The 21,113-nt window shown below is 64.0% G+C and carries 20 protein-coding genes and 1 tRNA gene; 16 read left to right on the plus strand and 5 right to left on the minus strand.

Annotation, left to right across the window (positions count from 1 at the left end):
* Positions 1-224: 224 nt before the first annotated feature.
* Positions 225-300: transfer RNA gene (locus M511_RS15050), tRNA-Lys, on the minus strand.
* A gap of 97 nt (positions 301-397) precedes the next feature.
* Here M511_RS15050 and dapF point away from each other — a divergent pair.
* The 7 genes from dapF (at position 398) to M511_RS15085 (ending at position 7,174) form a co-directional block, all read left to right on the plus strand.
* Positions 398-1,225 carry a diaminopimelate epimerase gene (gene dapF / locus M511_RS15055; RefSeq protein ID WP_010398521.1) on the plus strand — a complete coding sequence of 276 codons (828 nt, stop codon included), beginning with the start codon at positions 398-400 and terminating at the stop codon, positions 1,223-1,225.
* The gene (gene mtaB / locus M511_RS15060; protein ID WP_010398519.1) at positions 1,222-2,493 is read left to right on the plus strand and encodes a tRNA (N(6)-L-threonylcarbamoyladenosine(37)-C(2))-methylthiotransferase MtaB; all 1,272 of its coding nucleotides are present in this window, start codon (positions 1,222-1,224) and stop codon (positions 2,491-2,493) included. The genes dapF and mtaB overlap by 4 nt, the downstream gene beginning before the upstream one ends.
* 82 nt (positions 2,494-2,575) lie before the next feature.
* Positions 2,576-3,493, plus strand: coding sequence for a histone deacetylase family protein (locus M511_RS15065; protein ID WP_085502633.1), 918 nt, complete (start codon positions 2,576-2,578; stop codon positions 3,491-3,493).
* Positions 3,490-3,726, plus strand: coding sequence for an exodeoxyribonuclease VII small subunit (locus M511_RS15070; RefSeq protein ID WP_010398515.1), 237 nt, complete (start codon positions 3,490-3,492; stop codon positions 3,724-3,726). Before M511_RS15065 ends, M511_RS15070 begins: the two co-directional genes overlap by 4 nt.
* Positions 3,726-4,589 carry a polyprenyl synthetase family protein gene (locus tag M511_RS15075; RefSeq protein ID WP_010398513.1) on the plus strand — a complete coding sequence of 288 codons (864 nt, stop codon included), beginning with the start codon at positions 3,726-3,728 and terminating at the stop codon, positions 4,587-4,589. The genes M511_RS15070 and M511_RS15075 overlap by 1 nt, the downstream gene beginning before the upstream one ends.
* 26 nt (positions 4,590-4,615) lie before the next feature.
* Positions 4,616-6,541 (plus strand): 1-deoxy-D-xylulose-5-phosphate synthase, encoded by a 1,926-nt coding sequence (gene dxs / locus M511_RS15080; RefSeq protein ID WP_010398511.1) that lies wholly within the window; start codon positions 4,616-4,618, stop codon positions 6,539-6,541.
* 9 nt (positions 6,542-6,550) lie between these two features.
* Positions 6,551-7,174 (plus strand): COG3650 family protein, encoded by a 624-nt coding sequence (locus M511_RS15085; protein WP_010398508.1) that lies wholly within the window; start codon positions 6,551-6,553, stop codon positions 7,172-7,174.
* On the opposite strand, the gene M511_RS15090 is transcribed toward M511_RS15085, so the two are convergent.
* Together M511_RS15090 and M511_RS15095 are read right to left on the minus strand one after the other, a co-directional pair.
* Positions 7,171-8,046, minus strand: coding sequence for an SDR family oxidoreductase (locus M511_RS15090; RefSeq protein ID WP_010398505.1), 876 nt, complete (start codon positions 8,044-8,046; stop codon positions 7,171-7,173). The two genes, M511_RS15085 and M511_RS15090, sit on opposite strands and share 4 nt — an antisense overlap.
* Entirely contained in the window at positions 8,043-9,029 is a 987-nt protein-coding gene (locus M511_RS15095) for an LLM class flavin-dependent oxidoreductase (RefSeq protein WP_010398503.1), read from the minus strand. Before M511_RS15095 ends, M511_RS15090 begins: the two co-directional genes overlap by 4 nt.
* Before the next feature lie 96 nt (positions 9,030-9,125).
* On the opposite strand from M511_RS15095, the gene M511_RS15100 reads away from it, so the two are divergent.
* The 3 genes from M511_RS15100 to M511_RS15110 all read left to right on the plus strand — a co-directional run bounded on the left by M511_RS15100 (position 9,126) and on the right by M511_RS15110 (position 12,178).
* Positions 9,126-10,613, plus strand: a complete 1,488-nt coding sequence (locus M511_RS15100) for an AMP nucleosidase (RefSeq protein ID WP_010398500.1) — start codon at positions 9,126-9,128, stop codon at positions 10,611-10,613.
* A gap of 149 nt (positions 10,614-10,762) precedes the next feature.
* Entirely contained in the window at positions 10,763-11,062 is a 300-nt protein-coding gene (locus tag M511_RS15105; RefSeq protein ID WP_010398498.1) for an HU family DNA-binding protein, read from the plus strand.
* A 189-nt stretch (positions 11,063-11,251) separates the two neighbouring features.
* Positions 11,252-12,178 carry a DMT family transporter gene (locus M511_RS15110; RefSeq protein ID WP_029372414.1) on the plus strand — a complete coding sequence of 309 codons (927 nt, stop codon included), beginning with the start codon at positions 11,252-11,254 and terminating at the stop codon, positions 12,176-12,178.
* Here M511_RS15110 and M511_RS15115 read toward each other — a convergent pair.
* Complete coding sequence (locus tag M511_RS15115) at positions 12,133-12,729, minus strand: glutathione S-transferase family protein (RefSeq protein ID WP_085502634.1); 597 nt, start codon at positions 12,727-12,729, stop codon at positions 12,133-12,135. The genes M511_RS15110 and M511_RS15115 overlap by 46 nt on opposite strands.
* Before the next feature lie 60 nt (positions 12,730-12,789).
* Between M511_RS15115 and M511_RS15120 the strand changes: the two genes are divergently transcribed.
* On the plus strand, positions 12,790-13,494 hold the full coding sequence (locus M511_RS15120) for a helix-turn-helix transcriptional regulator (RefSeq protein ID WP_085502635.1): 705 nt from the start codon (positions 12,790-12,792) through the stop codon (positions 13,492-13,494).
* Here M511_RS15120 and M511_RS15125 read toward each other — a convergent pair.
* Complete coding sequence (locus M511_RS15125) at positions 13,472-14,893, minus strand: aminotransferase class V-fold PLP-dependent enzyme (RefSeq protein WP_085502636.1); 1,422 nt, start codon at positions 14,891-14,893, stop codon at positions 13,472-13,474. The two genes, M511_RS15120 and M511_RS15125, sit on opposite strands and share 23 nt — an antisense overlap.
* A 73-nt stretch (positions 14,894-14,966) precedes the next feature.
* On the opposite strand from M511_RS15125, the gene M511_RS15130 reads away from it, so the two are divergent.
* The 5 genes from M511_RS15130 to pdeM are packed head-to-tail and all read left to right on the plus strand — an operon-like array spanning position 14,967 to position 21,053.
* On the plus strand, positions 14,967-15,440 hold the full coding sequence (locus tag M511_RS15130) for an Lrp/AsnC family transcriptional regulator (RefSeq protein ID WP_085502637.1): 474 nt from the start codon (positions 14,967-14,969) through the stop codon (positions 15,438-15,440).
* Between the two features lie 30 nt (positions 15,441-15,470).
* Positions 15,471-16,460 carry a ligase-associated DNA damage response exonuclease gene (locus M511_RS15135; RefSeq protein WP_010398486.1) on the plus strand — a complete coding sequence of 330 codons (990 nt, stop codon included), beginning with the start codon at positions 15,471-15,473 and terminating at the stop codon, positions 16,458-16,460.
* Entirely contained in the window at positions 16,457-18,001 is a 1,545-nt protein-coding gene (locus tag M511_RS15140; protein ID WP_085502638.1) for a cisplatin damage response ATP-dependent DNA ligase, read from the plus strand. The genes M511_RS15135 and M511_RS15140 overlap by 4 nt, the downstream gene beginning before the upstream one ends.
* On the plus strand, positions 17,998-20,400 hold the full coding sequence (locus M511_RS15145; RefSeq protein WP_085502639.1) for a ligase-associated DNA damage response DEXH box helicase: 2,403 nt from the start codon (positions 17,998-18,000) through the stop codon (positions 20,398-20,400). The genes M511_RS15140 and M511_RS15145 overlap by 4 nt, the downstream gene beginning before the upstream one ends.
* Positions 20,397-21,053: a ligase-associated DNA damage response endonuclease PdeM gene (gene pdeM / locus M511_RS15150; RefSeq protein WP_085502640.1), complete on the plus strand. Its 657-nt coding sequence runs from the start codon at positions 20,397-20,399 to the stop codon at positions 21,051-21,053. Before M511_RS15145 ends, pdeM begins: the two co-directional genes overlap by 4 nt.
* The last annotated feature ends 60 nt before the right edge of the window (positions 21,054-21,113 follow it).

Below are 21,113 nucleotides of genomic sequence, written 5' to 3' on the forward strand. Positions count from 1 at the left end.
CGCCGCAGAAAGGGAATAGGTGGACGACTTTTACGCCGCCCGCAGCAGCACCAAGCCACCGCTACCGTGGACGAATTTCCCACCGCCGTTCTCATGTTTGCCGCGGCCGATTGACATACCGAACTATCGCTTCCGCTGCGATGGACAGAAGATCTGTCAAAAATGGACAAAAAGCTGTCACAAATGGACAACTCGCATGTCACCTGACAACAAAGGATTTTCAGTGGTGAGCCCGACAGGATTCGAACCTGTGACCCACTGATTAAAAGTCAGTTGCTCTACCAACTGAGCTACGGGCCCATCGCACGGGGGGCTAACTAAGGTTGGTGGCGGACAGGGTCAAGCGGAAAAATCGCTGCCTCTGGCAGAATCTTTTCGGCAGGAGTATGTCGGCGCCATGGAACATCAGCAAAACCTTGGCCAGAGCGCCCTTCTGCCCTTTATGAAGATGCACGGGCTAGGCAATGATTTCGTGGTTATCGACAGCCGCGCCACTGGCGCGCTGCCTGATGCTGCGACTGTGGCCGCCATGGCCGACCGCCATCGCGGCGTCGGCTTCGACCAGCTGGCCGTTATTCTGCCCGACGAAAGCGCCGATGCGCGGCTGGTGTTCTATAATGCGGATGGTTCGCTTTCGGCGGCCTGCGGCAATGCCACGCGCTGTATCGCGCGCTTTCTGATGGACGAATCGGGGGCGACGGCGCTGCGTCTTGCCACGGATCACGCCCTGCTTGCTGCCGAGGACGCGGGCAACCGGCTGACGCGCGTGAATATGGGGGCTCCGGTCTTTGACTGGGCGCGCATTCCTTTGGCTGAGGATGTCGATACGCTGCATCTGCCGATTCCCGGCGATCCGGTGGCAACCGGTATGGGTAACCCGCATATCACCTTTTTCGTGCCCGATGCGGCGGCGGTCGATCTTGAACGATTCGGCCCCGAGCATGAGCATCATCCCCTGTACCCCCAGCGCACGAATGTTGAGCTGGTGCAGGTCGTTTCGGATAGCGAAATCATCCTGCGTATATGGGAGCGGGGGACGGGAATCACCCTAGCCTCGGGCTCATGCTCATGTGCGGCGGTGGTCGCTGCGGCGCGGCGTGGGCTGACCGGGCGCAGGGTGCGGGTCAATGTTCCGGGCGGCGTGCTTGAAATCGACTGGCGCGATGATGGCGTCTGGATGACCGGCCCGACTGCGCATGTCTTTGACGGGGTCTGGCGGGGATGAGCGTGCCGAAGCCGCCTGTCTTTGCCACGCTTGGCTGTCGGCTGAATGCCTATGAGACCGAGGCCATGCGTGAGATGGCCGAGGCCGCAGGGCTGCAAGGTGCGGTGATCGTGAACACCTGCGCCGTCACGGCCGAGGCGGTTCGTAAGGCCCGGCAAGAGATCCGGCGGCTTGCACGCGAAAACCCCGGTGCTCCGGTCATTGTCACAGGCTGTGCGGCCCAGACCGAGCCCGAGACATTTGCCGCCATGGCCGAGGTCACCCGCGTCATCGGCAACCATGAAAAGATGCAGCCCGCGACCTGGGCCACGATGCAGGCCCCCGACCTGATTGGCGAGACCGAAAAGGTGCAGGTCGACGACATCATGTCCGTGCGTGAGACGGCTGGCCATCTGATCGACGGTTTCGGACGCCACCGCGCCTACGTGCAGGTGCAGAACGGCTGTGATCACCGCTGCACCTTCTGCATCATCCCCTATGGCCGGGGCAATTCACGCTCGGTTCCGGCGGGGGTGGTGGTCGAACAGATCAAGCGCCTGCGCGACCGCGGCTTTAACGAGGTGGTGTTGACCGGGGTGGACCTGACCTCATGGGGGGCGGATCTGCCGGGCCAGCCCCGCCTTGGCGATCTGGTCATGCGCATTCTGCGGCTGGTGCCGGATCTGCCGCGTCTGCGCATCAGCTCGATCGATTCGATCGAGGCAGATGAGAACCTGATGCTTGCCATCGCCACCGAGCCGCGACTGATGCCGCATCTGCACCTGTCCTTGCAAGCGGGCGATGACATGATCTTAAAGCGGATGAAGCGTCGCCACCTGCGCGACGACGCCATCCGCTTTTGCGAAGAGGCGCGGCGTTTGCGGCCCGGCATCGTCTTTGGCGCCGATATCATCGCCGGTTTCCCGACCGAGACCGAGGCGATGTTTGAAAACAGCCTGAAGCTTGTCGATGATTGCGGGCTGACATTCCTGCATGTCTTTCCCTATTCGGCGCGCAAGGGTACCCCGGCGGCGCGGATGCCGCGTGTTCCGGGACCGGCCATCAAAGAACGTGCAGCAAGACTGCGTGCTGCGGGCGATGCGGCGCTGGCGCGGCATTTACAGGCTCAGCTTGGCGAATCCCGCATGGTGCTGACCGAGGGGCCCCGCCTTGGCCGGACCGAGCATTTTACCGAGGTGACCTTTGATCGCGACATGCCCGAAGGCTCGCTGACCGAGGTGCGCATAGCGGGCCATGACGGGCAGCGGCTGACAGTTCAGGCACTCTGAGGCAGCATCGCGGCTGCCGTTTTCGGCAGGATCGGGAACATTGTCTTGCCCGGAAAAGGTCCGTGGCCATAATCCTTGGCCGATGACCCTGTTATACACCCATCCGTCCGGCTTTTCGCATGTGACCCCGCCAAGCCACCCCGAGCGTGTGGGGCGGCTTGATGCCGTGCTTGAGGCGCTGGAGGATATGGACCTTGACCGCCGCGAGGCGCCCGAGGGCACGGATCAGGACATCCTGCGCGCCCATCCGGCGGAATATCTGGCGCTCGCGCAGCGCAAGGTCCCGGCCGAGGGCTGGACGATGCTTGATTCGGATACCTATCTGGCGCCAGACAGCCTGACGGCGGCGCGTCATGCCGTGGGCGGGGTTTGCGCGGCAGTCGATGCGGTGCTGGCGGGCGAGGCTCCGAATGCCTTTGTCGCCATGCGTCCGCCCGGACACCATGCCGAGCGCGAAAAGGCGATGGGGTTCTGCATCTTTTCCTCGGTCGCCATCGCGGCCCTGCGGGCGCTTGATCACCACGGGCTGGACCGGGTGGCGGTGCTGGATTTCGATGTCCACCACGGCAATGGCACGCAGGATGTATTGTGGCATGAGCGGCGGGCCTTCTTTGCCTCGACCCATCAGATGCCGCTTTATCCGGGCACCGGCGCGGCCTCTGAACGGGGCGCGCATGGGCAGATCCTGAATGTGCCGCTGGCCCCCGGCAGCGCGGGGGACGAAGCCCGCGCGGCATGGGAACAGATCTGTGAATGCGCCGAGGCGTGGCGGCCGCAGCTTGTACTGGTCTCGGCCGGGTTTGACGCCCATGCCGACGATCCTTTGGCCGCGCTTATGTGGAGCGAGGCCGATTTCACCGCCATCACCCGAATGATCTGCGACACGGCGGCGACCTGTTCAGCCCCGGTGGTGTCTGCCCTTGAAGGGGGATATGATCTCGCCGCTCTGGGCCGCTCGGCGCGCGCCCATGTCGATGTGCTGAGGGAGACTGCGGCGTGACCGAGATCGAGAACATGTCCTTCGAAGAGGCGATGAAAGAGCTTGAGGCGACCGTCAGCCGGCTGGAACATGGCGAGGCCACGCTGGAAGAGGCGATCAAGCTTTACGAACGCGGTGCCGCATTGCGGGCACATTGCGACAAGCGCCTGCGTGAGGCCGAGGAACGGGTTGAAAAGATTACGCTGGCCGCGAATGGTCAGCCCACAGGCACTGTCCCGGCCGAGGGACTGTGATGCAGGATCGTCTTGAGGATGTGAAGGCGCAGGTCCAGACCGCGCTGGAAGGCGCAATGTCCTGCCTGCCGGATGGCGAGCTTAGCGATGCGATGCGTTACGCCTGTATCGGCGGTAAGCGCATCCGTGCCTTTCTGGTCATGGAATCGGCTCGGCTTTTCGGGCTGGGTGACAAGGCGTCGCTGCCCGTTGCTGCCGCGGTCGAGGCTTTACATGCTTATAGTCTGGTCCATGATGACCTGCCCGCGATGGACAATGACGACCTGCGGCGCGGTCTGCCGACCGTTCATGTGCAGTGGTCCGAGGCGACCGCGATTCTGGCCGGGGACGCCCTGCAGACCCTTGCATTTGGGCTACTGACTGACGCGCAGACCGGTTCGGCCGAGGTGCGGCTGGCGCTGGTGCGCGGGCTGTCCGAGGCGGTTGGCGCGCGCGGCATGGTCTGGGGGCAGGCGCTCGACATCGCGGCCGAGACCGCGATCACCCCCCTTGATATCGTTGCAATCAAGCGGCTTCAGCAGGCCAAGACCGGGGCGCTGATCCAGTTTGCCGCCACCGCCGGTGCGGTCATGGCGGGCGAGGACCCGGCCCCCTTGGCGGAATATGCGAAAAACCTTGGCCTTGCCTTCCAGATTCAGGACGATGTCCTTGATGTGACCGGCGACCCCGAGGCGATCGGCAAGCGCACCGGCAAGGACAAGGCGGCGAACAAGGCGACTTTTGTGTCGCTGCTTGGGCTTGAGGGTGCGCAGGACAAGGCGCGCAAGCTTGTGCGCCATGCCGAGGCCGCCCTTGAACCTTATGGCGAGGCGGCAGGAAACTTGCGGCAGCTTGCGCGTTTCGTTATCGAGCGCGACGCCTGACAGCCCGCCCGAGAGAGGGGCAAGCCATGACCACTGACCAGAACGAACATCGTCCCCTGACGCCGGTCCTGGATCGGGTGACACTGCCCTCGGACCTCAAAAACCTCAGCGACCGCGAATTGCGGCAGCTTGCTGACGAGCTGCGGGCCGAGACGATCAGCGCCGTCTCGGTCACTGGCGGCCATCTTGGTGCAGGGCTTGGCGTGGTCGAACTGACCGTCGCACTGCATGCCGTTTTCGAGGCGCCGCGCGACAAGATCATCTGGGATGTCGGCCATCAATGCTATCCTCACAAAATCTTGACCGGTCGGCGCGACCGCATCCGCACCCTGCGGATGGAGGGTGGTCTTTCCGGCTTCACCAAACGTTCTGAAAGCCCCTATGATCCCTTTGGGGCAGGGCATAGCTCGACCTCGATCAGCGCGGCACTGGGTTTTGCCATGGCCCGCGAACTGGGCGGCGATCCGGGCGACGCTGTCGCGGTGATCGGTGATGGCGCCATGAGCGCGGGCATGGCCTTTGAGGCGCTGAACAACGCCGGCGATCTGGGCAAGCGGCTGTTCGTGGTCCTGAACGACAATGAAATGTCGATTGCCCCGCCGACCGGGGCCCTGTCGCGCTATCTGACCCGCCTTTACGCCGAGGGTCCGTTCCAGGACCTTAAGGCGGTTGCCAAGGGCGCTGTCGGTTTTCTGCCCCAGCCTCTGCAAGAGGGTGCGCGGCGCGCCAAAGAGATGCTCAAGGGCATGACCGTTGGCGGCACCCTGTTCGAAGAGCTGGGCTTTTCCTATATCGGCCCCGTCGATGGCCATGATCTGGACCAGCTCTTGCCGCTGTTGCGCACGGTCAGGGCGCGGGCTGACGGGCCGGTGCTGATCCATGTCGTGACCCGCAAGGGCAAGGGTTATGCCCCGGCCGAGCGTGCCGCCGACAAGGGGCACGCCACCGCGAAATTCGACGTTCAGACCGGCGCGCAGGCTAAGGCAAAATCGAACGCGCCAAGCTATACCTCGGTCTTTGCCAAGGCGCTGGTCGATGAGGCCAGCCGCGATGCCCGCATCGTCGCTGTCACCGCTGCCATGCCCGACGGGACCGGGCTGAACCTCTTTGCCGAGCGTTTCCCGCGCCGTTGCTTTGATGTGGGTATTGCCGAACAACATGCCGTGACTTTCTCGGCCGGTCTTGCCGCGGGGGGGATGAAGCCGTTCTGCGCGCTTTACTCGACTTTCCTGCAGCGTGGGTACGATCAGATCGTCCATGACGTGGCGATCCAGCGCCTGCCGGTGCGTTTCGCTATCGACCGGGCCGGGCTGGTCGGTGCCGATGGCGCGACCCATGCCGGAGCCTATGACATCGCGTTTCTGTCGAACCTGCCGGGCATGGTGGTCATGGCTGCCGCGGATGAGGCCGAACTGGTCCATATGGTCGCCACCGCCGCTGCCTATGACGCGGGGCCGATCGCGTTCCGTTATCCGCGCGGCGAAGGCACCGGGGTCGAGATGCCCGAGCATGGCGAGGTTCTGGAAATCGGCAAAGGCCGGGTCGTGGCCGAGGGCAGGGGCGTTGCCATCCTGTCCTTTGGCACCCGTCTGGCCGAGGTGATGCGGGCTCGCGAAGCACTGCTCGTGCGTGGCATCCAGCCAACGATTGTCGATGCGCGCTTTGCAAAGCCGCTCGACCGCGATCTGATCTTGCGCCTTGCCTGCACGCATGAGGCGCTGATCACCATCGAAGAGGGTGCGGTCGGCGGCTTTGGCAGCCTTGTGGCGCAGCTTCTTTCCGATGAGGGCGTTTTTGATGGTGGGTTGCGTTTCCGCCAGATGGTTCTGCCCGACACTTTCATCGACCATGCCAGCCCCGAGGCCATGTACCGCGAAGCCCGCATGTCAGCCCCTGACATCGAGGCAAAGGTTCTGGAGATTCTGGGCGTGGCCGTGGCCAAACGTGCCTGAGAGGAAATAATGCTTCGTATCCTTCTGACTGGCCTTGCCCTTGCAATGCCTTTGGCCGCGCAGGCGCAGGACGACTACCTGCCGCGCCTTTTCGATGTCACCGTGGTCGAGACCTGGGACAAGCTGAACGTGCGCGAGGCGCCTCATGGTCAGGCCAAGATCGTCGGCACCCTTGCCTCGACCGCTAAGGGGATCGAGCTGATCGAACGCGATGCTACCGGCAAATGGGGCCGGGTGAATATCGGCGAAAGCTCGGGTTGGGTGGCGCTGCGCTTTCTCAAGCCGCAGGCCTCTGCGTGGAAGTCGGCCGAACTGCCCCTGACCCTGCAATGCTACGGGACCGAGCCGTTCTGGTCGGTCAAGACGGTGCAAAAGGGTATGGTCTTTAGCGAACCCGGCCAGCCCGAGCGCCAGCTTTCGCTGCGCAAGGTGATGGATAACGGCATTCCGGGGGATCCTTCGCGCGGTCTTGTCGCCGGGGATGACAAGGGTCGGCTGACTGCCTTCATGCGGCCCGAGCAATGTTCGGATGGCATGTCGGACCGCAACTTTGCCTTGGCGATCAGCGTAATTCTGGACGGGCAGGACCAGCCGTCGCGCATGCTGAACGGTTGCTGCTCGATCGCGCCCTAAACGCCGATGTTCTGGACCGTGATCCCTTCCGCCCTGGCCAGCGCCGCAAGTCCGGCGCGATAGTCAGGATAGCGCAGGGTCACGCCCAGTTCGGTTTTGATACGGTTGTTCGAGACGCGCTTGTTTTCGGCATAAAAACTGCGGGCCATCGGCGACATTCCGGCGGTGGCGAAATCCTCGGCCGGGGGCAGGGGCAGGCCCAACAGTTCCGCTGCATGACCGATCACCGTCTCGGGCGGGGCGGGGTCGTCATCACAGACATTATAGATCGCCCCGGGCCGTGGTGCCTTGATCGAGGCCAGCAGCACCTGGGCGATATCTTCGGCATGGATGCGCGAAAAGACCTGCCCTGGCTTGATAATTCGCCGCGCCGTGCCCTGACGCACCTTGGCGAAGGGTCCGCGGCCCGGTCCATAGATCCCGGCCAGACGAAAAATATGCAGTGGCAAACCGTGCCGGGCGGCAAGCTGCTGCCAACCCTCTTCGGCGGCGACCCGCTCGCGCCCGCGCTGGGTGGTGGGGGCGCAGGGTGTCTTTTCGTCCACCCAGTCGCCGTTACGGTCGCCATAGACCCCGGTCGTCGAAAGGTAGCCAAGCCAGCGCGGGCGTGCCGCCGCGATCTGGGCGCCAAAGACCGCCAGAACGGGATCAGAGCCGCTATCAGGCCCAATCGAGACCAGAATCGCATCAGCCCCGGAAATCGCCCGGCCGACCGCTGCGTCATCCCCTGGCCAGATCAGCGGCTCTGCCCCTGTGGCTGTGACACGGGCGGAGTCGCTGCGCGTGGTGCCGGTCACCTGCCAGCCCTCAGCCCGCAGAAGCGGGGTGAGGAAGCCGGCAGAATAGCCGTGACCAAAGACAAGCATCCTCATGCGCGGCCCCGCAGGATCTCGGCTGCGATGGCAAAGCTGCGATGCCGGGCCTGTTGGTCAAAGATATTGCCGACAAGGATCAGCTCGTCTGGCTGATAACGGGTGATCAGTTCATCCAGCCGCGCGGCGACGGTCGCTGGTGTACCGACCGCACTGACCGAAAGCGCATGTTCGACCGAGGGCAGGATGCGCACCGGAATGGCATCCAGCACATCATCGACTGGCGGAGGCAGCAGCCCCGGCATCCCCAGCCGCAGCCGGGCAAAGCTGATCATCTGGCTGCTGCGCAGTTTTTGCGCCTCGGCATCGGTTTCGGCTGCGATGACGTTCACGGCCAGCATGAAACGAGGCCTGGTGCCGAACTCGGTCTGTTCGAACCGCTCGCGGTACAGTTGTGCGGCCTGATCCAGATCGCCGGGGGCAAAATGGCTGGCAAAAGCATAGGGCAGGCCAAGCGCGGCGGCGAGACTTGCACCGTAAAGCGACGAGCCCAGGATCCAGACCGGCACATTCGTCCCTTCGCCGGGGTGGGCCGCCACTGGTGCACCGGGGCGGGGCGGGCCGAGATAGCGCAACAGCTCGACCACATCATTGGGGAAATCTTCGTTGCGCTGCATCGAACGGCGCAGCGCATGCATCACCGCCCCGTCGCCTCCGGGCGCGCGGCCCAGCCCCAGATCAATGCGCGGGCCGTGGATCGTCGCCAGCGTGCCGAATTGTTCGGCGATGGCCAGCGGTGCGTGATTGGGCAGCATTACGCCGCCCGCGCCGATGCGGATGGATTTCGTATGATCGGCGACATGGCCGATCAGGACCGAGGTGGCAGCACTGGCGATGCCGGGCATGTTGTGATGTTCGGCCAGCCAAAAGCGACTGTAGCCCCAGTCTTCGGCCGCCTGGGCCAGTGCAACGGAATTGGCAATGGCCTGCCGGGCATCCGAGCCCTCGGCGACCACCGCAAGGTCAAGAATGGAAAATTCCATGCGGATCACTCCTTTGCACATCAGATAGGGTCTCTGGTGGCGGCTTGCCAGCCCGGTGCGGCGCTGGCACTCTCCTTTCCAAATTGGAGAGCGCGCATGAATGCAACCGACAGCCGCAGACTTCCCATCGAGACGCCGGAACCCGCCGAGCGGCTTTATTTCGACGATCCGGCCGCCGCCGTCGCCCGATTGATCGAGCTTTACGACCGTTCGTCGCAATTTCTGCTGAACCGCTTTCTGGCGACCCTGAAAGGCGGCAGGCCGGGCGCGCGCTATCGCGCCTTTTACCCCGAGATCCGCATGACGGTGCCCATCCATTCCAAGACAGATTCGCGCCTGTCCTTTGGTCATGTGGCGCTGCCGGGGACCTATTCGACCTCGATCACCCGGCCCGACCTGTTCCGGGGCTATCTGACCGAACAGATCGGCCTGCTGATGCGCAACCATGGTGTGCCGGTTGCCGTGGGGGACAGCAGCACGCCGATGCCCGTCCATTTCGCTGTCGCCACGCAAAGCGACCTCAACGTCCCGCAAGAAGGCGTGCTCGACTATTCCCTGCGTGATGTGTTCGATGTGCCGGATCTGAATACGATGAATGACGATATCGTGAACGGGACTGCGGGGCCGAACCCGGATGGCAGCCACCCGCTGGCGCCCTTTACCGCGCAGCGTGTGGATTACTCGCTGGCGCGGCTGGCGCATTACACCGCGACCCTGCCCGAGCATTTCCAGAATTTCGTGATGTTCACGAATTACCAGTTCTATGTCGATGAGTTCGAGGCCTTTGCCCGCCGCGCGCTTGCCGATCCGAATTCGGGCTATACCGGGTTTGTCGCGCCCGGAAACCAGATCCTGGAACGCCCCGAGGATATCATTGCGACCGGCGCCAAGATGCCGCAGATGCCGGCCTATCACCTCAAGCGTCCGGATGGGGACGGAATCACGCTGGTCAATATCGGCGTCGGCCCTTCGAACGCCAAGACTGCGACCGACCACATCGCCGTCCTGCGTCCCCATGCCTGGCTGATGGTCGGCCATTGCGCGGGGTTGCGCAACAGTCAGAGCCTTGGCGATTTCGTCCTTGCCCATGCCTATCTGCGCGAAGATCACGTGCTTGACGATGACCTGCCGGCCTGGGTGCCGATCCCGGCCCTGGCCGAGGTGCAGGTTGCCCTGCAAGAGGCAGTGGCCGAGGTTACCCGGCTTGAGGGTTATGAGCTGAAGCGCATCATGCGCACCGGCACTGTCGCCACGATCGACAACCGCAACTGGGAGCTGCGCGACCAATCCGGTCCGGTGCAGCGCCTGTCGCAGTCGCGTGCCATCGCGCTGGATATGGAAAGTGCGACCATTGCCGCAAACGGTTTCCGCTTTCGGGTTCCTTATGGCACGCTGCTTTGCGTCAGCGACAAGCCGCTGCACGGCGAATTGAAGCTGCCCGGCATGGCCACCGACTTTTATCGTACGCAGGTTGCAAACCACCTGCAGATCGGCATTCGCGCGATGGAGAAGCTGCGAGAGACCCCTCTGGAGCGCATCCACTCACGCAAGTTGCGTTCGTTTAACGAAACCGCGTTCCTGTAGCCTGGTCCTGCGAGGCACTTTTCGCAGCGTTTGCTGGGGAATTTCGCCGAAAACGCTTGATCTGCGCTTAAAAAGCTTGTGTAGCGACACGCGTGCCGCCAAGGTGGCGTCCGAAAATTTCCCGAACGGGAACAACGAGGAGACAGAAAATGGCTCAGGCCGCTTCCAAACCGATGACCAAAACTCAGCTCGTCGCCGCGCTGGCCGATGAAATGGGCAGCGACAAGAAAACCGCCGCCGCGGCTCTGGACGCGATCTCGGCCATCGTGTCGCGCACGGTTGCCGAGGGTGGCGCCGTTACCCTGCCGGGGATCGGCAAGGTCGCCTGCCGCGCCCGTCCCGAGCGTCAGGTTCGCAACCCGCAAACCCAAGAGATGATGACCAAACCGGCCGACAAGGTGGTCAAGGTCACCATCGCGAAAGCGCTGAAAGACAGCGTGAACGCCTGAGATCCCGCGTTTACTGACGGGAATGAGCCGCGCATCTGATCTGCGCGGCTCTTTTCTTTTGCGGCGCCCCGATCTTACGGGGTCCGGGTTTTCGCACCTGCGGGCGGTTTGCTGCGCGGGTGATTACGCCGCCCCTTGTGCATCCCCGCGCATCCGTGTCCCATGCGCACGCAACACCGGGGGGACAGGATGGATTTCCGCGCGATATTGATGGGCGTCGGTTTTGCGGTGGTCTGGGCCTCGGCCTTTACCTCGACGCGCATGATTGTCATGTCCGCCCCGCCGCTGACGGCGCTGGTCATCCGCTTTGGCCTGTCCGCGCTGGTGGCGATTCCCATGGCGCGTGCCATGGGGCAGAACTGGCATCTGACCCGGGCCGAATGGCGCACGGTGATCCTGTTCGGCCTGTGCCAGAATGCGCTTTACCTGGGGTTCAGCTGGGTCGCGATGCAATATGTCGAGGCCTCGGTTTCGTCGATCATCGCTTCGATGATGCCGCTGGTCGTGGCGTTTCTGGGCTGGCTTCTTTATGGCGAGAGGCTGCGGCCCATTGCCGTTGCCGGTCTGATCGCGGGCGTCGCGGGCGTCACCCTGATCATGGGGGTGCGGCTGCAACATGGGCTGGATATCCCCGGCGTGATCTTGTGCCTGATCGGTATGGTGGCACTGACCTTTGCGACGCTGGCTGCGCGTGGGGCAGGGGGCAGCCGCAACATGATGATGATCATCGGATTGCAGATGGCGGTCGGGGCGATCCTGCTGGTGATACCGGCCCTGCTGATGGATTGGGGCCGCCCGGTCGAATGGAGCGCCGGCCTGATCTGGGCCTTTGCCTATACGGTGGTCGCGCCGGGAATTGGCGCGACCTGGCTATGGTTCAGGCTGGTCAACCGCATCGGCGCGGTGCGAGCCGCCACCTTTCACTTTCTGTCGCCGATCTTTGGCGTCGGGATCGCTGCCGCGTTGCTGGGTGAACGGTTTGGCGTCTCGGATGTGATCGGCGCGCTGATCGTCGCGGCGGGAATTTTGATGGTGCAGCTGGCAAAGCTTCCCGCCGCGGGCTCAACCGCTCAGGCGTCCAGTTCGGCCACCCGCGCCATCGAGGGGCGCGACTGAATCCGCTGCACCCAGTCGTCAACGGCGGGGGTGCGCGGCATCTGCTCGGGGCCAAAGAACATGAACGGGCCCGCGACCAGCAAATCAGCTGCCGAGAAATCCTCGCCCAGCAGATAAGGCTGCTTTGTCAGCACCTCGTCCAGCCGCGCGACGGCGGTATCATAATCGCGCAGGCTTGCGGCCAGCGCCGGATGGTTGATCCCGCAGAAATGCAGGATCGCCACCGGCTCAAGCACGCCCTGATACCAGCTGAGCCAGCTGAGATATTGTCCGCGCCGGGGATCGCCTGGCAGAGGGCCCAGCCCTGCCTCGGGGAAAGTGTCGGTCAGATAAAGCATGATCGCGCCGCGTTCGCGTACGTGATCCTGACCGTTGACCAGATAGGGCACTTTTCCTTCGGGGTGGGGGTTGGCCGGGTCGCGGGCACCCGAGCCGTCCTGACGCGGGATCGTGACCCGGCGAACATCGACCTTGTCCAGAACGCCCAGCTCTTCCAGCAGCTCGACGACGGATGATGAGCGGCTTTTGGGCGCGTGATATAGAGTCAGCATCTTGGTCTCCTGTATTGACGGGGGCAGAATGACCCGACCCTCCTGACAAAAGGTGACAGCATGTCTCGTACCGATCGCCTGATGCGCCTGATGGATGCGTTGCGCCGCCTGCCCGCGCCGGTCACGGCCGGGCGGCTGGCGCAGGAGACCGGCGTTTCGACGCGTCAGCTTTATCGCGACATTGCTACCCTGCGGGCCGGAGGCGCGCTGATTGATGGCGAAGCGGGCGTTGGCTATTCGCTGACCGAAGACCCGGCCCTGCCGCCCCAAAGCTTTTCCCGGCTTGAGATCGAGGCCCTGCTGCTTGCCATCTCGGGCCTGCGTACTCTGGGTGATTCCGAACTGACACATGCCGGCGAAAACGCCATGGCCCGAATCATCGCCACCCTGCCCGAAGGTCAGGGCCGGCATGCCATGCACGCGACCATGCGCCTGTTTCGCGAACCTGCGCAAAGACCCGCCCTGAATGTGGATATGGCGCTGTTGCGGCAGGCGCTGTGGGATGAGCGTAGCCTGATAATCGGCTACCTTGACCTGCAGGGGATGCAGACCACGCGCGAGATCTGGCCTTTGGGCCTCAGCTACAGTGAGAATCACATGATGCTGTTGGCCCATTGCCGGATGCGACAGGATTTCCGCACCTTTCACGTTCCGCGCATTCAAGCCATGCGGCCGGGTGAGGAAAGCTTTCGCCCCCGCCGCGTGGCGCTGGTGCGCGAATATGTGGCGACCGTGGCCTGCGCTACTCGGCCGCGACCGGCGTAAAGATCGCGGTCGAACGGTCGCAGCGGTAATAGGGCAGGTGTTCCGTTGCGTGATCGGAAAGGTCGCAGATGGCGTCCAGAATTGCCTGAACTTCGGCGCGCGGGGCGGCCCAGCACAGGTTCAGCCGCACGAATCCGGGTTTCTCGATCTCATCCCCGGCAAGGATCGCGGCGCGCATGCGCGCTGATTCCTGTGGGTCCAGCCCCAGCAGGTGATGGACATAGGGGCCCGCACAGGCGCAGCCGCCCCGCGCCTGCACGCCATAAAGATCCGACAACATCCGAGTCGCCAGTTGCTGGTGGACATATCCGCCCTGCCCATCGCGGATGCGGAAGCTGAAGAAGGGCAGGCGGGGGGCATCCAGATTGCCCAGCAGCTCGACCCGGGGATGCGCGCGCAGCTGCGCCATTCCCAGCGCAAGCCATTCGGCATTGCGTGCATGGATATGGTCCTGACCCGCAGCGGCCTTGGTCAGAAAGACCAGCGCGGCGCGGATATCCCCGACCACGTTCGGCGTGCCGCCTTCTTCGCGCGCTTCCAGCGACAGCGAATAGTCATGCGACTCGGGCGAGACAAAGCGCACCGTCCCGCCGCCGGGCAGGGTGGGGCGGTCATTCACCACCGCATCGCGGCGCAGGATGGTCACGCCGGATGCCCCCGGCCCACCAATGAACTTGTGCGGTGAGATCACCACCGCATCCATGCCCAGCCGCATGTCGATGGGCAGGTAGGGCGCGCCTCCGGCATAGTCCCAGACCGCCTTGGCGCCTGCAGTTTTGAGGATGCGCGTGACTTCGGCTACGTCAGTCAGCGTCCCTGTGACGTTCGACGCGGCCGAGAAACTGCCGATTACCGGTCCTTGGGCCTGGTCCAGCGCCTCGGCCAGCGCGGTCAGGTCCGGGCCGCCGGTCGCTGCCTCGGGGATGGTGATTACGGTCGCGCCGCTTTCGCGCCAGGGCAGGATGTTCGAGTGATGTTCGTAAGGCCCGATCAGCACCGTCGTATCCGGGCCCGCACCCAACAGATGCACCAGCCGGTTGATCCCCTGTGTCGCGCCCCCACCGGTAAAGATCACCGCATGCTCAGGCCCGGCATGGGTGCAATTGCCAATCGCGGTCCGCGCGGCGCGGCGCATCCGGGTCATGGTGCCGCCGCAATGGCTGGCCTCGGTATGGCTGTTGGCATACCAGGGAAGCACGTTTTCCATCACCCATTCCTCGATGGGCCGCAGCGCGCGGCCCGAGGCGATGTAATCGGCATAGATCATCCGGCGCGGTCCAAAAGGACCGTCGATCACAGCGTCGCGGCCGATCAGGCAGGTGTGGATCTGACTGATCGGGTTGTCGCCCAGCCGGGCGAGGTAGCTGTCAAAGGGCGGGATGGAAATCTGTCTCTGCATGCAGCCATCTTGACCCGCAGATCATGAGAAATCATTCTGAATATCAGCGATATTTTTTCAATATGGTTGTCAAATGAGCGATAAAAAGACAGAAACAGATGAAATCGACAACCAGTTGCTGGCGCTGCTGCAGCGGGACGCCAGCTTGTCTCAGCGCGAGCTGGCCGAACGTGTGGGCCTGTCCCAGAACGCCTGCTGGCGACGCTTGCAGCGGCTGACCGAGGCAGGGGTGCTGCAGGGCAGCCGTGCCGTCATTGACGCGGCTGCGCTGGGGCTGGGGCTGACCGTTTTCATCATGATCCGCACTCGCCAACACAACGATGCGTGGTCGCGCCGCTTTCGCGCCCGTATCGAATCCCTGCCCCAGATTGTCGAGTTCCACCGTATCGGCGGTGAATGGGACTATCTGGCCAAGGCGGTGGTCAGCGGCATGGCTGGCTATGATGCGCTATACAAGCGATTGATCGCCGATATGGATCTTGAGCGCGTAACAGGCGTTTTCTCGATGGAGACGATCTTTGAGGGTCGGCCATTGGCGCTGGCTTGATTTTCACGAAATGTTCTGGATGCTCGGACCATGCGCGCCGATTCCATTCTGTTTCCGACCGAGGCCGGGCTTTACTGCCCTGACGGCGGCTTTCACATCGACCCGCTGAAACCGGTCGCGCGTGCGCTGATCACCCACGGCCATTCCGATCACGCCCGCTTTGGTCATGGGGCGGTCATGGCGACGGCCGAGACGCTGGAGATTATGCGTCTGCGCATGGGTGAGGGGTTCGCGGGCACGACTCAGGTTGCTGCTGGGAACATGCGTATCGGTGGTGTCAGTGTGGGCTTTCACCCGGCGGGACATGTGCTCGGCTCAAGCCAGATCTCGGTCGAGGTCGGGGGCTGCCGCATCGTCGTTTCGGGCGATTATGCGCGCCAGCCGAACCCGACCTGTGCGGCGTTTCAGCCCGTCCCTTGCGATGTCTTTGTGACCGAGGCGACCTTTGGCTTGCCGGTGTTCCGTTTTCCTGATCCGGCGGGGCAGGTGCAAAAGCTGCTGGCCAGCATGGCCGAATTTCCCGACCGTCCGCATCTTGTCGGCGCCTATGCGCTGGGCAAGGCGCAGCATGTGATCGCTTTGCTGCGCGAGGCGGGCTATGATGCCCCTATTGCCGTTCACGGCGCGCTAAAGACCTTGTGCGAGTATTACGTTTCACGCGGGGTCAATCTGGGCGCGCTGGTGCCTGCCTCGGTCGATGAGGTCGCGGCGCAACTGGTGATCGCCCCGCCCCCGGCCTTTGCCAGCCCCTGGGTGCAGCGGTTTCGGGATCCGGTTCTGGCATTCGCCTCGGGCTGGATGGCGGTGCGTGCCCGGGCGCGTCAGCGTGGGGTCGAACTGCCGCTGATCATCAGCGACCATGTTGACTGGCCTGCGTTGACCGCGACTCTGACCGAATTGGCCCCCGGCGAGGTCTGGGTTACCCACGGCACCGAGGATGGCGTGATCCGCTGGTGCGAATTGCAGCAGATCCCTGCACGCCCATTGCGACTGGTCGGCTATGAGGACGAGGCGGAATGAAAGCCTTTGCCGCCCTGTTGGAACGGCTGGCTTTCACGCCGGCACGGAACGCCAAGCTGCAAATATTGCAGCATTATCTGGAACGCACGCCCGATCCGGACCGCGGTTGGGCCCTTGCCGCACTGACCGGAGAGCTTGAGCTGCGCCGGGTCACGCCCTCGCTTTTACGCACCCTCGCGGCCGAGAGGGTGGATGAGCAGCTATTGGCGCTTAGCTATGATTTCGTCGGTGATCTGGCCGAAACCATTGCGCTGATCTGGCCCGATGGGGCCGAGGACGACCCCTCGCTATCAGATGCCGTGACGCTGCTGCGGGAAACCGGCAAGGCCGCACTGCCCGGCGCGATTGCTGCCATGCTGGACCGGCTGGTCCCGTCCGGGCGGCTGGCCTTTCTGAAGCTTGCCACCGGCAATCTGCGGATCGGAGTGTCGGCCCGGATGGCACGGATGGCATTGGCGGCGATGGGCACGCCCTCGGTTCCCGAGATCGAAGAGATCTGGCACGGCCTCACCCCGCCTTATGACGCGCTTTTTCACTGGCTGGGTGGCGGGGCGCGGCCTGAGCGTGCAGCACTCGCCCCCTTTCGCCCGGTGATGCTGGCAACGCCCATCGACCTGGAGGGATTGCAGGGGCTAGACCCCACCGAATTCGTTGCCGAGTGGAAATGGGACGGCATCCGTGTGCAGGCGGTCAGCGAGGGTGGTGTGCGCCGCCTTTACTCGCGCAGCGGAGAGGACATCTCGCACGCCTTTCCGGATGTAATCGCGGCAATGGATTTCGACGGTACAGTCGATGGTGAGCTGATTGTGCGGCGCGGGGATGAGGTGGCACCCTTTGGCGAATTGCAAAGGCGGCTGAACCGCAGGACGGTCAGCAAGGCACTGCTGGCAAGCCACCCTGCCGGGCTGCGGCTTTACGATCTGTTGCTGTGGCAGGGCTGCGACCTGCGGACCGAGCCCTTGACGCAACGCCGCGCGGTGCTTGAGGCGGCACAGTTTGGCGAGGGGATCGACCTTTCTCCGCTGCTTGATTTCGCCGGGTGGGAGGATCTGGCCGCTTTGCGCGCCAACCCTCCTGTTGCGGTCATCGAAGGGGTAATGATCAAGCGTCGCGACAGTGCCTATGTCTCGGGTCGTCCGCGTGGCCCATGGTTCAAGTGGAAGCGTGATCCCATGGTTGTCGATGCGGTGCTGCTTTATGCGCAGCGCGGGCATGGCAAACGGTCGGGGTTTTATTCCGATTTCACCTTTGGCCTGTGGGACGGCGATGATCTGGTCCCGGTCGGCAAGGCTTATTTCGGCTTTACCGATGCCGAACTGCGCGAGCTGGACCGCTTTGTCCGCCAGAACACGGTCGAGCGTTATGGCCCGGTGCGGGCACTAGCTGCGAAACTGGTGGTCGAGGTCGCATTTGAGGGGCTCAACCGCTCGACCCGGCACCGATCGGGCGTGGCCATGCGCTTTCCCCGTATCAGCCGAATCCGCTGGGACAAACCCGCTGCCGAGGCCGACCATCTGTCAGCACTTGAGGCGATGCTGTGATCCTGCCTGCCCTTTTTCAGGACTGGTTTGCCCGGCAAGGCTGGCAGCCCCATCCCCATCAGCTTGCGCTTTTTGCGACCAGGGGCGACAGCCTGCTGATCGCACCGACCGGAGGGGGCAAGACGCTGGCGGGGTTCCTGCCCTCGCTCGTCGAGCTTGCCGGGGACAGGGCGGCCACGAAAGGGGTGCATACGCTATACGTTTCGCCGCTGAAGGCGCTGACGGCGGATATTGCGCGCAACCTTGCCCGCCCTGTCGCGGATCTGGGGCTGTCGATCCGGGTCGAGGACCGCACAGGGGACACCGGGCAAACTCAGCGGCGCCGCCAGCGCGTCGATCCGCCCGAGGTGCTGCTGACTACACCAGAAAGCCTTGCACTGATGCTGAGCTATCCCGAGGCGCCGGCGATTTTTGGCGAGCTGCGCCGGGTGGTGCTTGATGAACTGCACGCGCTGGCGGAAAGCAAGCGCGGCGATCAGTTGATGCTCTGCCTTGCCCGGCTGCGCGCGCTGGCGCCGGAACTGCGGGTCACCGGGCTTTCCGCGACGGTCGAGGACCCGCAGGCGCTGGCGGGTTTCATGGCAGGCGCTGACCCGGTGATGGTGGTCGAGGCTGATCCCGGTCCCGATCCCGACATTGCCATGTTGCCTACGGCCCGGCCTGCGCCATGGGCGGGTGGTGGTGGTCATTACGCCATCCCCGAGGTTCTGGCCGCGATCCGGGAGGCGCGCACCACCATCATCTTTATCAACACCCGTGCACAGGCCGAGCTGTTCTTTCAGGCGCTGTGGGCCGCGAATGAGGAAAACCTGCCTATCGGCCTGCACCACGGCAGCCTTGCGCGCGAACAGCGGGCGCGCGTCGAGGCAGCGATGGCGGCGGGTGAATTGCGTGCTGTGGTGGCGACCGGCAGTCTTGATCTGGGCATCGACTGGGGGGCAGTCGATCTGGTGATCCAGATCGGGGCGCCCAAGAATGTCAAGCGGCTGGTCCAGCGCATCGGTCGGGCCAATCACCGTTATAATGCGCCATCACGGGCGCGGATCGTGCCAGCTAATCGGTTCGAACAGATCGAATGCGTAGCAGCGCTGGAGGCAGTGCGCGAACGTGATCTGGACGGAGATCCGCGCGGTCCCGGACCGCTGGACGTATTGTGTCAGCATATTCTGCTGACCGCCTGCGCCGCGCCCTTTGATCCCGATGCGCTATATGCCGAGGTCAGGACTGCTGGTCCCTATCGCCACCTTTCGCGTGCCGACTTCGATGCCTGCCTGGATTTCGCCGCGACCGGCGGATACGCGCTGCGTGCCTATGACCGCTGGCAGCGGCTGGTCCTGCGAAACGGCCTATGGCAGCTGCGCGATCCCCGCGCGGCCAGGCTGTTGCGCATGAATGTCGGCACTATTGTCGAGGCCGAGATGGTCAGGGTCCGCCTGCGTGGTCGTGGTGGCGCACCGTTGGGCGAGGTCGAAGAGGCCTTTGCCGCAAGCCTTTCCCCCGGCGACAGTTTCCTGATCGGCGGCCGTGTGGTGCGCATGGATGCGATGCGCGAGATGGTGGTAGAGGTCACGCCCGATCCGACCCGGCAGCCGAAAATCGCGGTCTATTCCGGGGTCAAGCTTGCGACCTCGACCCAGCTTTCCCATCGCGTGCTGGCACTGATCGGCGATCCCGCCCGGCACGGGGTGCTGCCCGTTCAGACGCGTGAATGGCTGGCCCTGCAGGCGCAGGTCTCGACCCTGCCCCGGCCGGGGCTGCTGCTTTCAGAAAGCTTTCCCCATGCCGGACTGTGGCATTTCGCGCTTTACGGTTTTGCCGGGCGCAATGCGTTGCAGACGCTTGGCCTGCTGCTGACGCGCGAGATGGAAGAGCAGGGCGTCGGGCCGTTGGGGTTTCTTTCAACCGACTACGCCCTGCTGGTCTGGTCGCTTGACCCCGTACGGGATCCGGTGCCACTGCTTGACGGTGCGCAGCTGCGTGCAGGACTTGACGACTGGCTGGGCGAGAATGCGGTCATGAAGCGTACATTCCGCAATGTCGCAACGGTCGCCGGGCTGATCCAGCGTAACTTGCCTGGTCGGCGCAAGACGGGGCGGCAGGCGACGTTTTCCAGCGATATCCTCTATGACACTTTGCGAAAATATGATCCCGGCCATCTGATGCTGCGGATCACTGGCGATGAGGTCGGACGCGGGCTGGTCGATTTCGGGCGTATTGAGGAAATGCTCAGCCGCTCGCCCCGGCGGGAACATCGGATGCTGGAACGGGTCTCGCCTTTGGCCGCGCCCCTGCTGCTGGAGGTTGGGCGCGTCCCGATTCGGGGGGAAGGGCGCGAACGGCTTGCCCGGATCGAGGCCGAGGCGCTGATGCGCGACGCCGGACTGGAGGAGATCGCATGACCGGCCACGGGTTTCAGTTTCACGGATTGCGGCTTGAGGCGCGGGCCTCGGGCGCGCTGTGGTGGCCCGGAGGCGGGTGGCTGATTGTCGCGGATCTGCATCTGGGCAGATCCGAGCGGATGGCCCGGCGCGGTGGTCCCCTGCTGCCACCTTATGAGGGGCTGGCGACGCTTGAACGGCTGGGGGCCGAGATTGCGGCCCTTAACCCCCGCGTCGTTGTCAGTCTGGGGGATGGTTTCGACGATCTTGCGGCGGCCGAGGCGCTTGACCCGCAGGTCGCCGATATCCTGCAGCGACAGGCACGGGGTCGGGACTGGCTGTGGATCGGCGGCAATCATGATCCCGGCGCCCCTGCTGGCCTGCCGGGGCAGGCGGTTGCCAGCATGATGCTGGGTCCGGTGACCCTGCGGCATGAGGCGGGGCAGGGGCCTGATATTTCAGGACATTTTCACCCGGTCGTGCGGCTGGCGGGGGAACGGCGCCGCGCCTTTCTGCTGGGCCGCGATCATCTGCTGCTACCAGCCTTTGGCGCCTATACAGGCGGGCTTTTGCATGATGATGCGACGCTGACGGCACTGGTACCGCAGGGCATCGCCGTTGCCTGCGGTACCAGCCCGATCATCCTGCCGCTGACACCTCGCCGAATGGGCTAGGCAACAAAAAAGGGCCGCCAGAGGCGACCCTTTTTGTCCGTGGAGCCGGACCAACTTGCC

Source organism: Paracoccus sp. J56 (assembly GCF_019633685.1).
Taxonomy (GTDB): Bacteria; Pseudomonadota; Alphaproteobacteria; order Rhodobacterales; family Rhodobacteraceae; genus Paracoccus; species Paracoccus kondratievae.

What these genes read in the sequence shown, in the direction of transcription:
- dapF (WP_010398521.1), top strand. Translation starts at nt 398, where the DNA reads ATGGAACATCAGCAAAACCTTGGCCAGAGCGCCCTTCTGCCCTTTATG.
- mtaB (WP_010398519.1), top strand. Translation starts at nt 1,222, where the DNA reads ATGAGCGTGCCGAAGCCGCCTGTCTTTGCCACGCTTGGCTGTCGGCTG.
- M511_RS15065 (WP_085502633.1), top strand. Translation starts at nt 2,576, where the DNA reads ATGACCCTGTTATACACCCATCCGTCCGGCTTTTCGCATGTGACCCCG.
- M511_RS15075 (WP_010398513.1), top strand. Translation starts at nt 3,726, where the DNA reads ATGCAGGATCGTCTTGAGGATGTGAAGGCGCAGGTCCAGACCGCGCTG.
- dxs (WP_010398511.1), top strand. Translation starts at nt 4,616, where the DNA reads ATGACCACTGACCAGAACGAACATCGTCCCCTGACGCCGGTCCTGGAT.
- M511_RS15085 (WP_010398508.1), top strand. Translation starts at nt 6,551, where the DNA reads ATGCTTCGTATCCTTCTGACTGGCCTTGCCCTTGCAATGCCTTTGGCC.
- M511_RS15090 (WP_010398505.1), bottom strand. Translation starts at nt 8,046, where the DNA reads ATGAGGATGCTTGTCTTTGGTCACGGCTATTCTGCCGGCTTCCTCACC.
- M511_RS15095 (WP_010398503.1), bottom strand. Translation starts at nt 9,029, where the DNA reads ATGGAATTTTCCATTCTTGACCTTGCGGTGGTCGCCGAGGGCTCGGAT.
- M511_RS15100 (WP_010398500.1), top strand. Translation starts at nt 9,126, where the DNA reads ATGAATGCAACCGACAGCCGCAGACTTCCCATCGAGACGCCGGAACCC.
- M511_RS15105 (WP_010398498.1), top strand. Translation starts at nt 10,763, where the DNA reads ATGGCTCAGGCCGCTTCCAAACCGATGACCAAAACTCAGCTCGTCGCC.
- M511_RS15110 (WP_029372414.1), top strand. Translation starts at nt 11,252, where the DNA reads ATGGATTTCCGCGCGATATTGATGGGCGTCGGTTTTGCGGTGGTCTGG.
- M511_RS15115 (WP_085502634.1), bottom strand. Translation starts at nt 12,729, where the DNA reads ATGCTGACTCTATATCACGCGCCCAAAAGCCGCTCATCATCCGTCGTC.
- M511_RS15120 (WP_085502635.1), top strand. Translation starts at nt 12,790, where the DNA reads ATGTCTCGTACCGATCGCCTGATGCGCCTGATGGATGCGTTGCGCCGC.
- M511_RS15125 (WP_085502636.1), bottom strand. Translation starts at nt 14,893, where the DNA reads ATGCAGAGACAGATTTCCATCCCGCCCTTTGACAGCTACCTCGCCCGG.
- M511_RS15130 (WP_085502637.1), top strand. Translation starts at nt 14,967, where the DNA reads ATGAGCGATAAAAAGACAGAAACAGATGAAATCGACAACCAGTTGCTG.
- M511_RS15135 (WP_010398486.1), top strand. Translation starts at nt 15,471, where the DNA reads ATGCGCGCCGATTCCATTCTGTTTCCGACCGAGGCCGGGCTTTACTGC.
- M511_RS15140 (WP_085502638.1), top strand. Translation starts at nt 16,457, where the DNA reads ATGAAAGCCTTTGCCGCCCTGTTGGAACGGCTGGCTTTCACGCCGGCA.
- pdeM (WP_085502640.1), top strand. Translation starts at nt 20,397, where the DNA reads ATGACCGGCCACGGGTTTCAGTTTCACGGATTGCGGCTTGAGGCGCGG.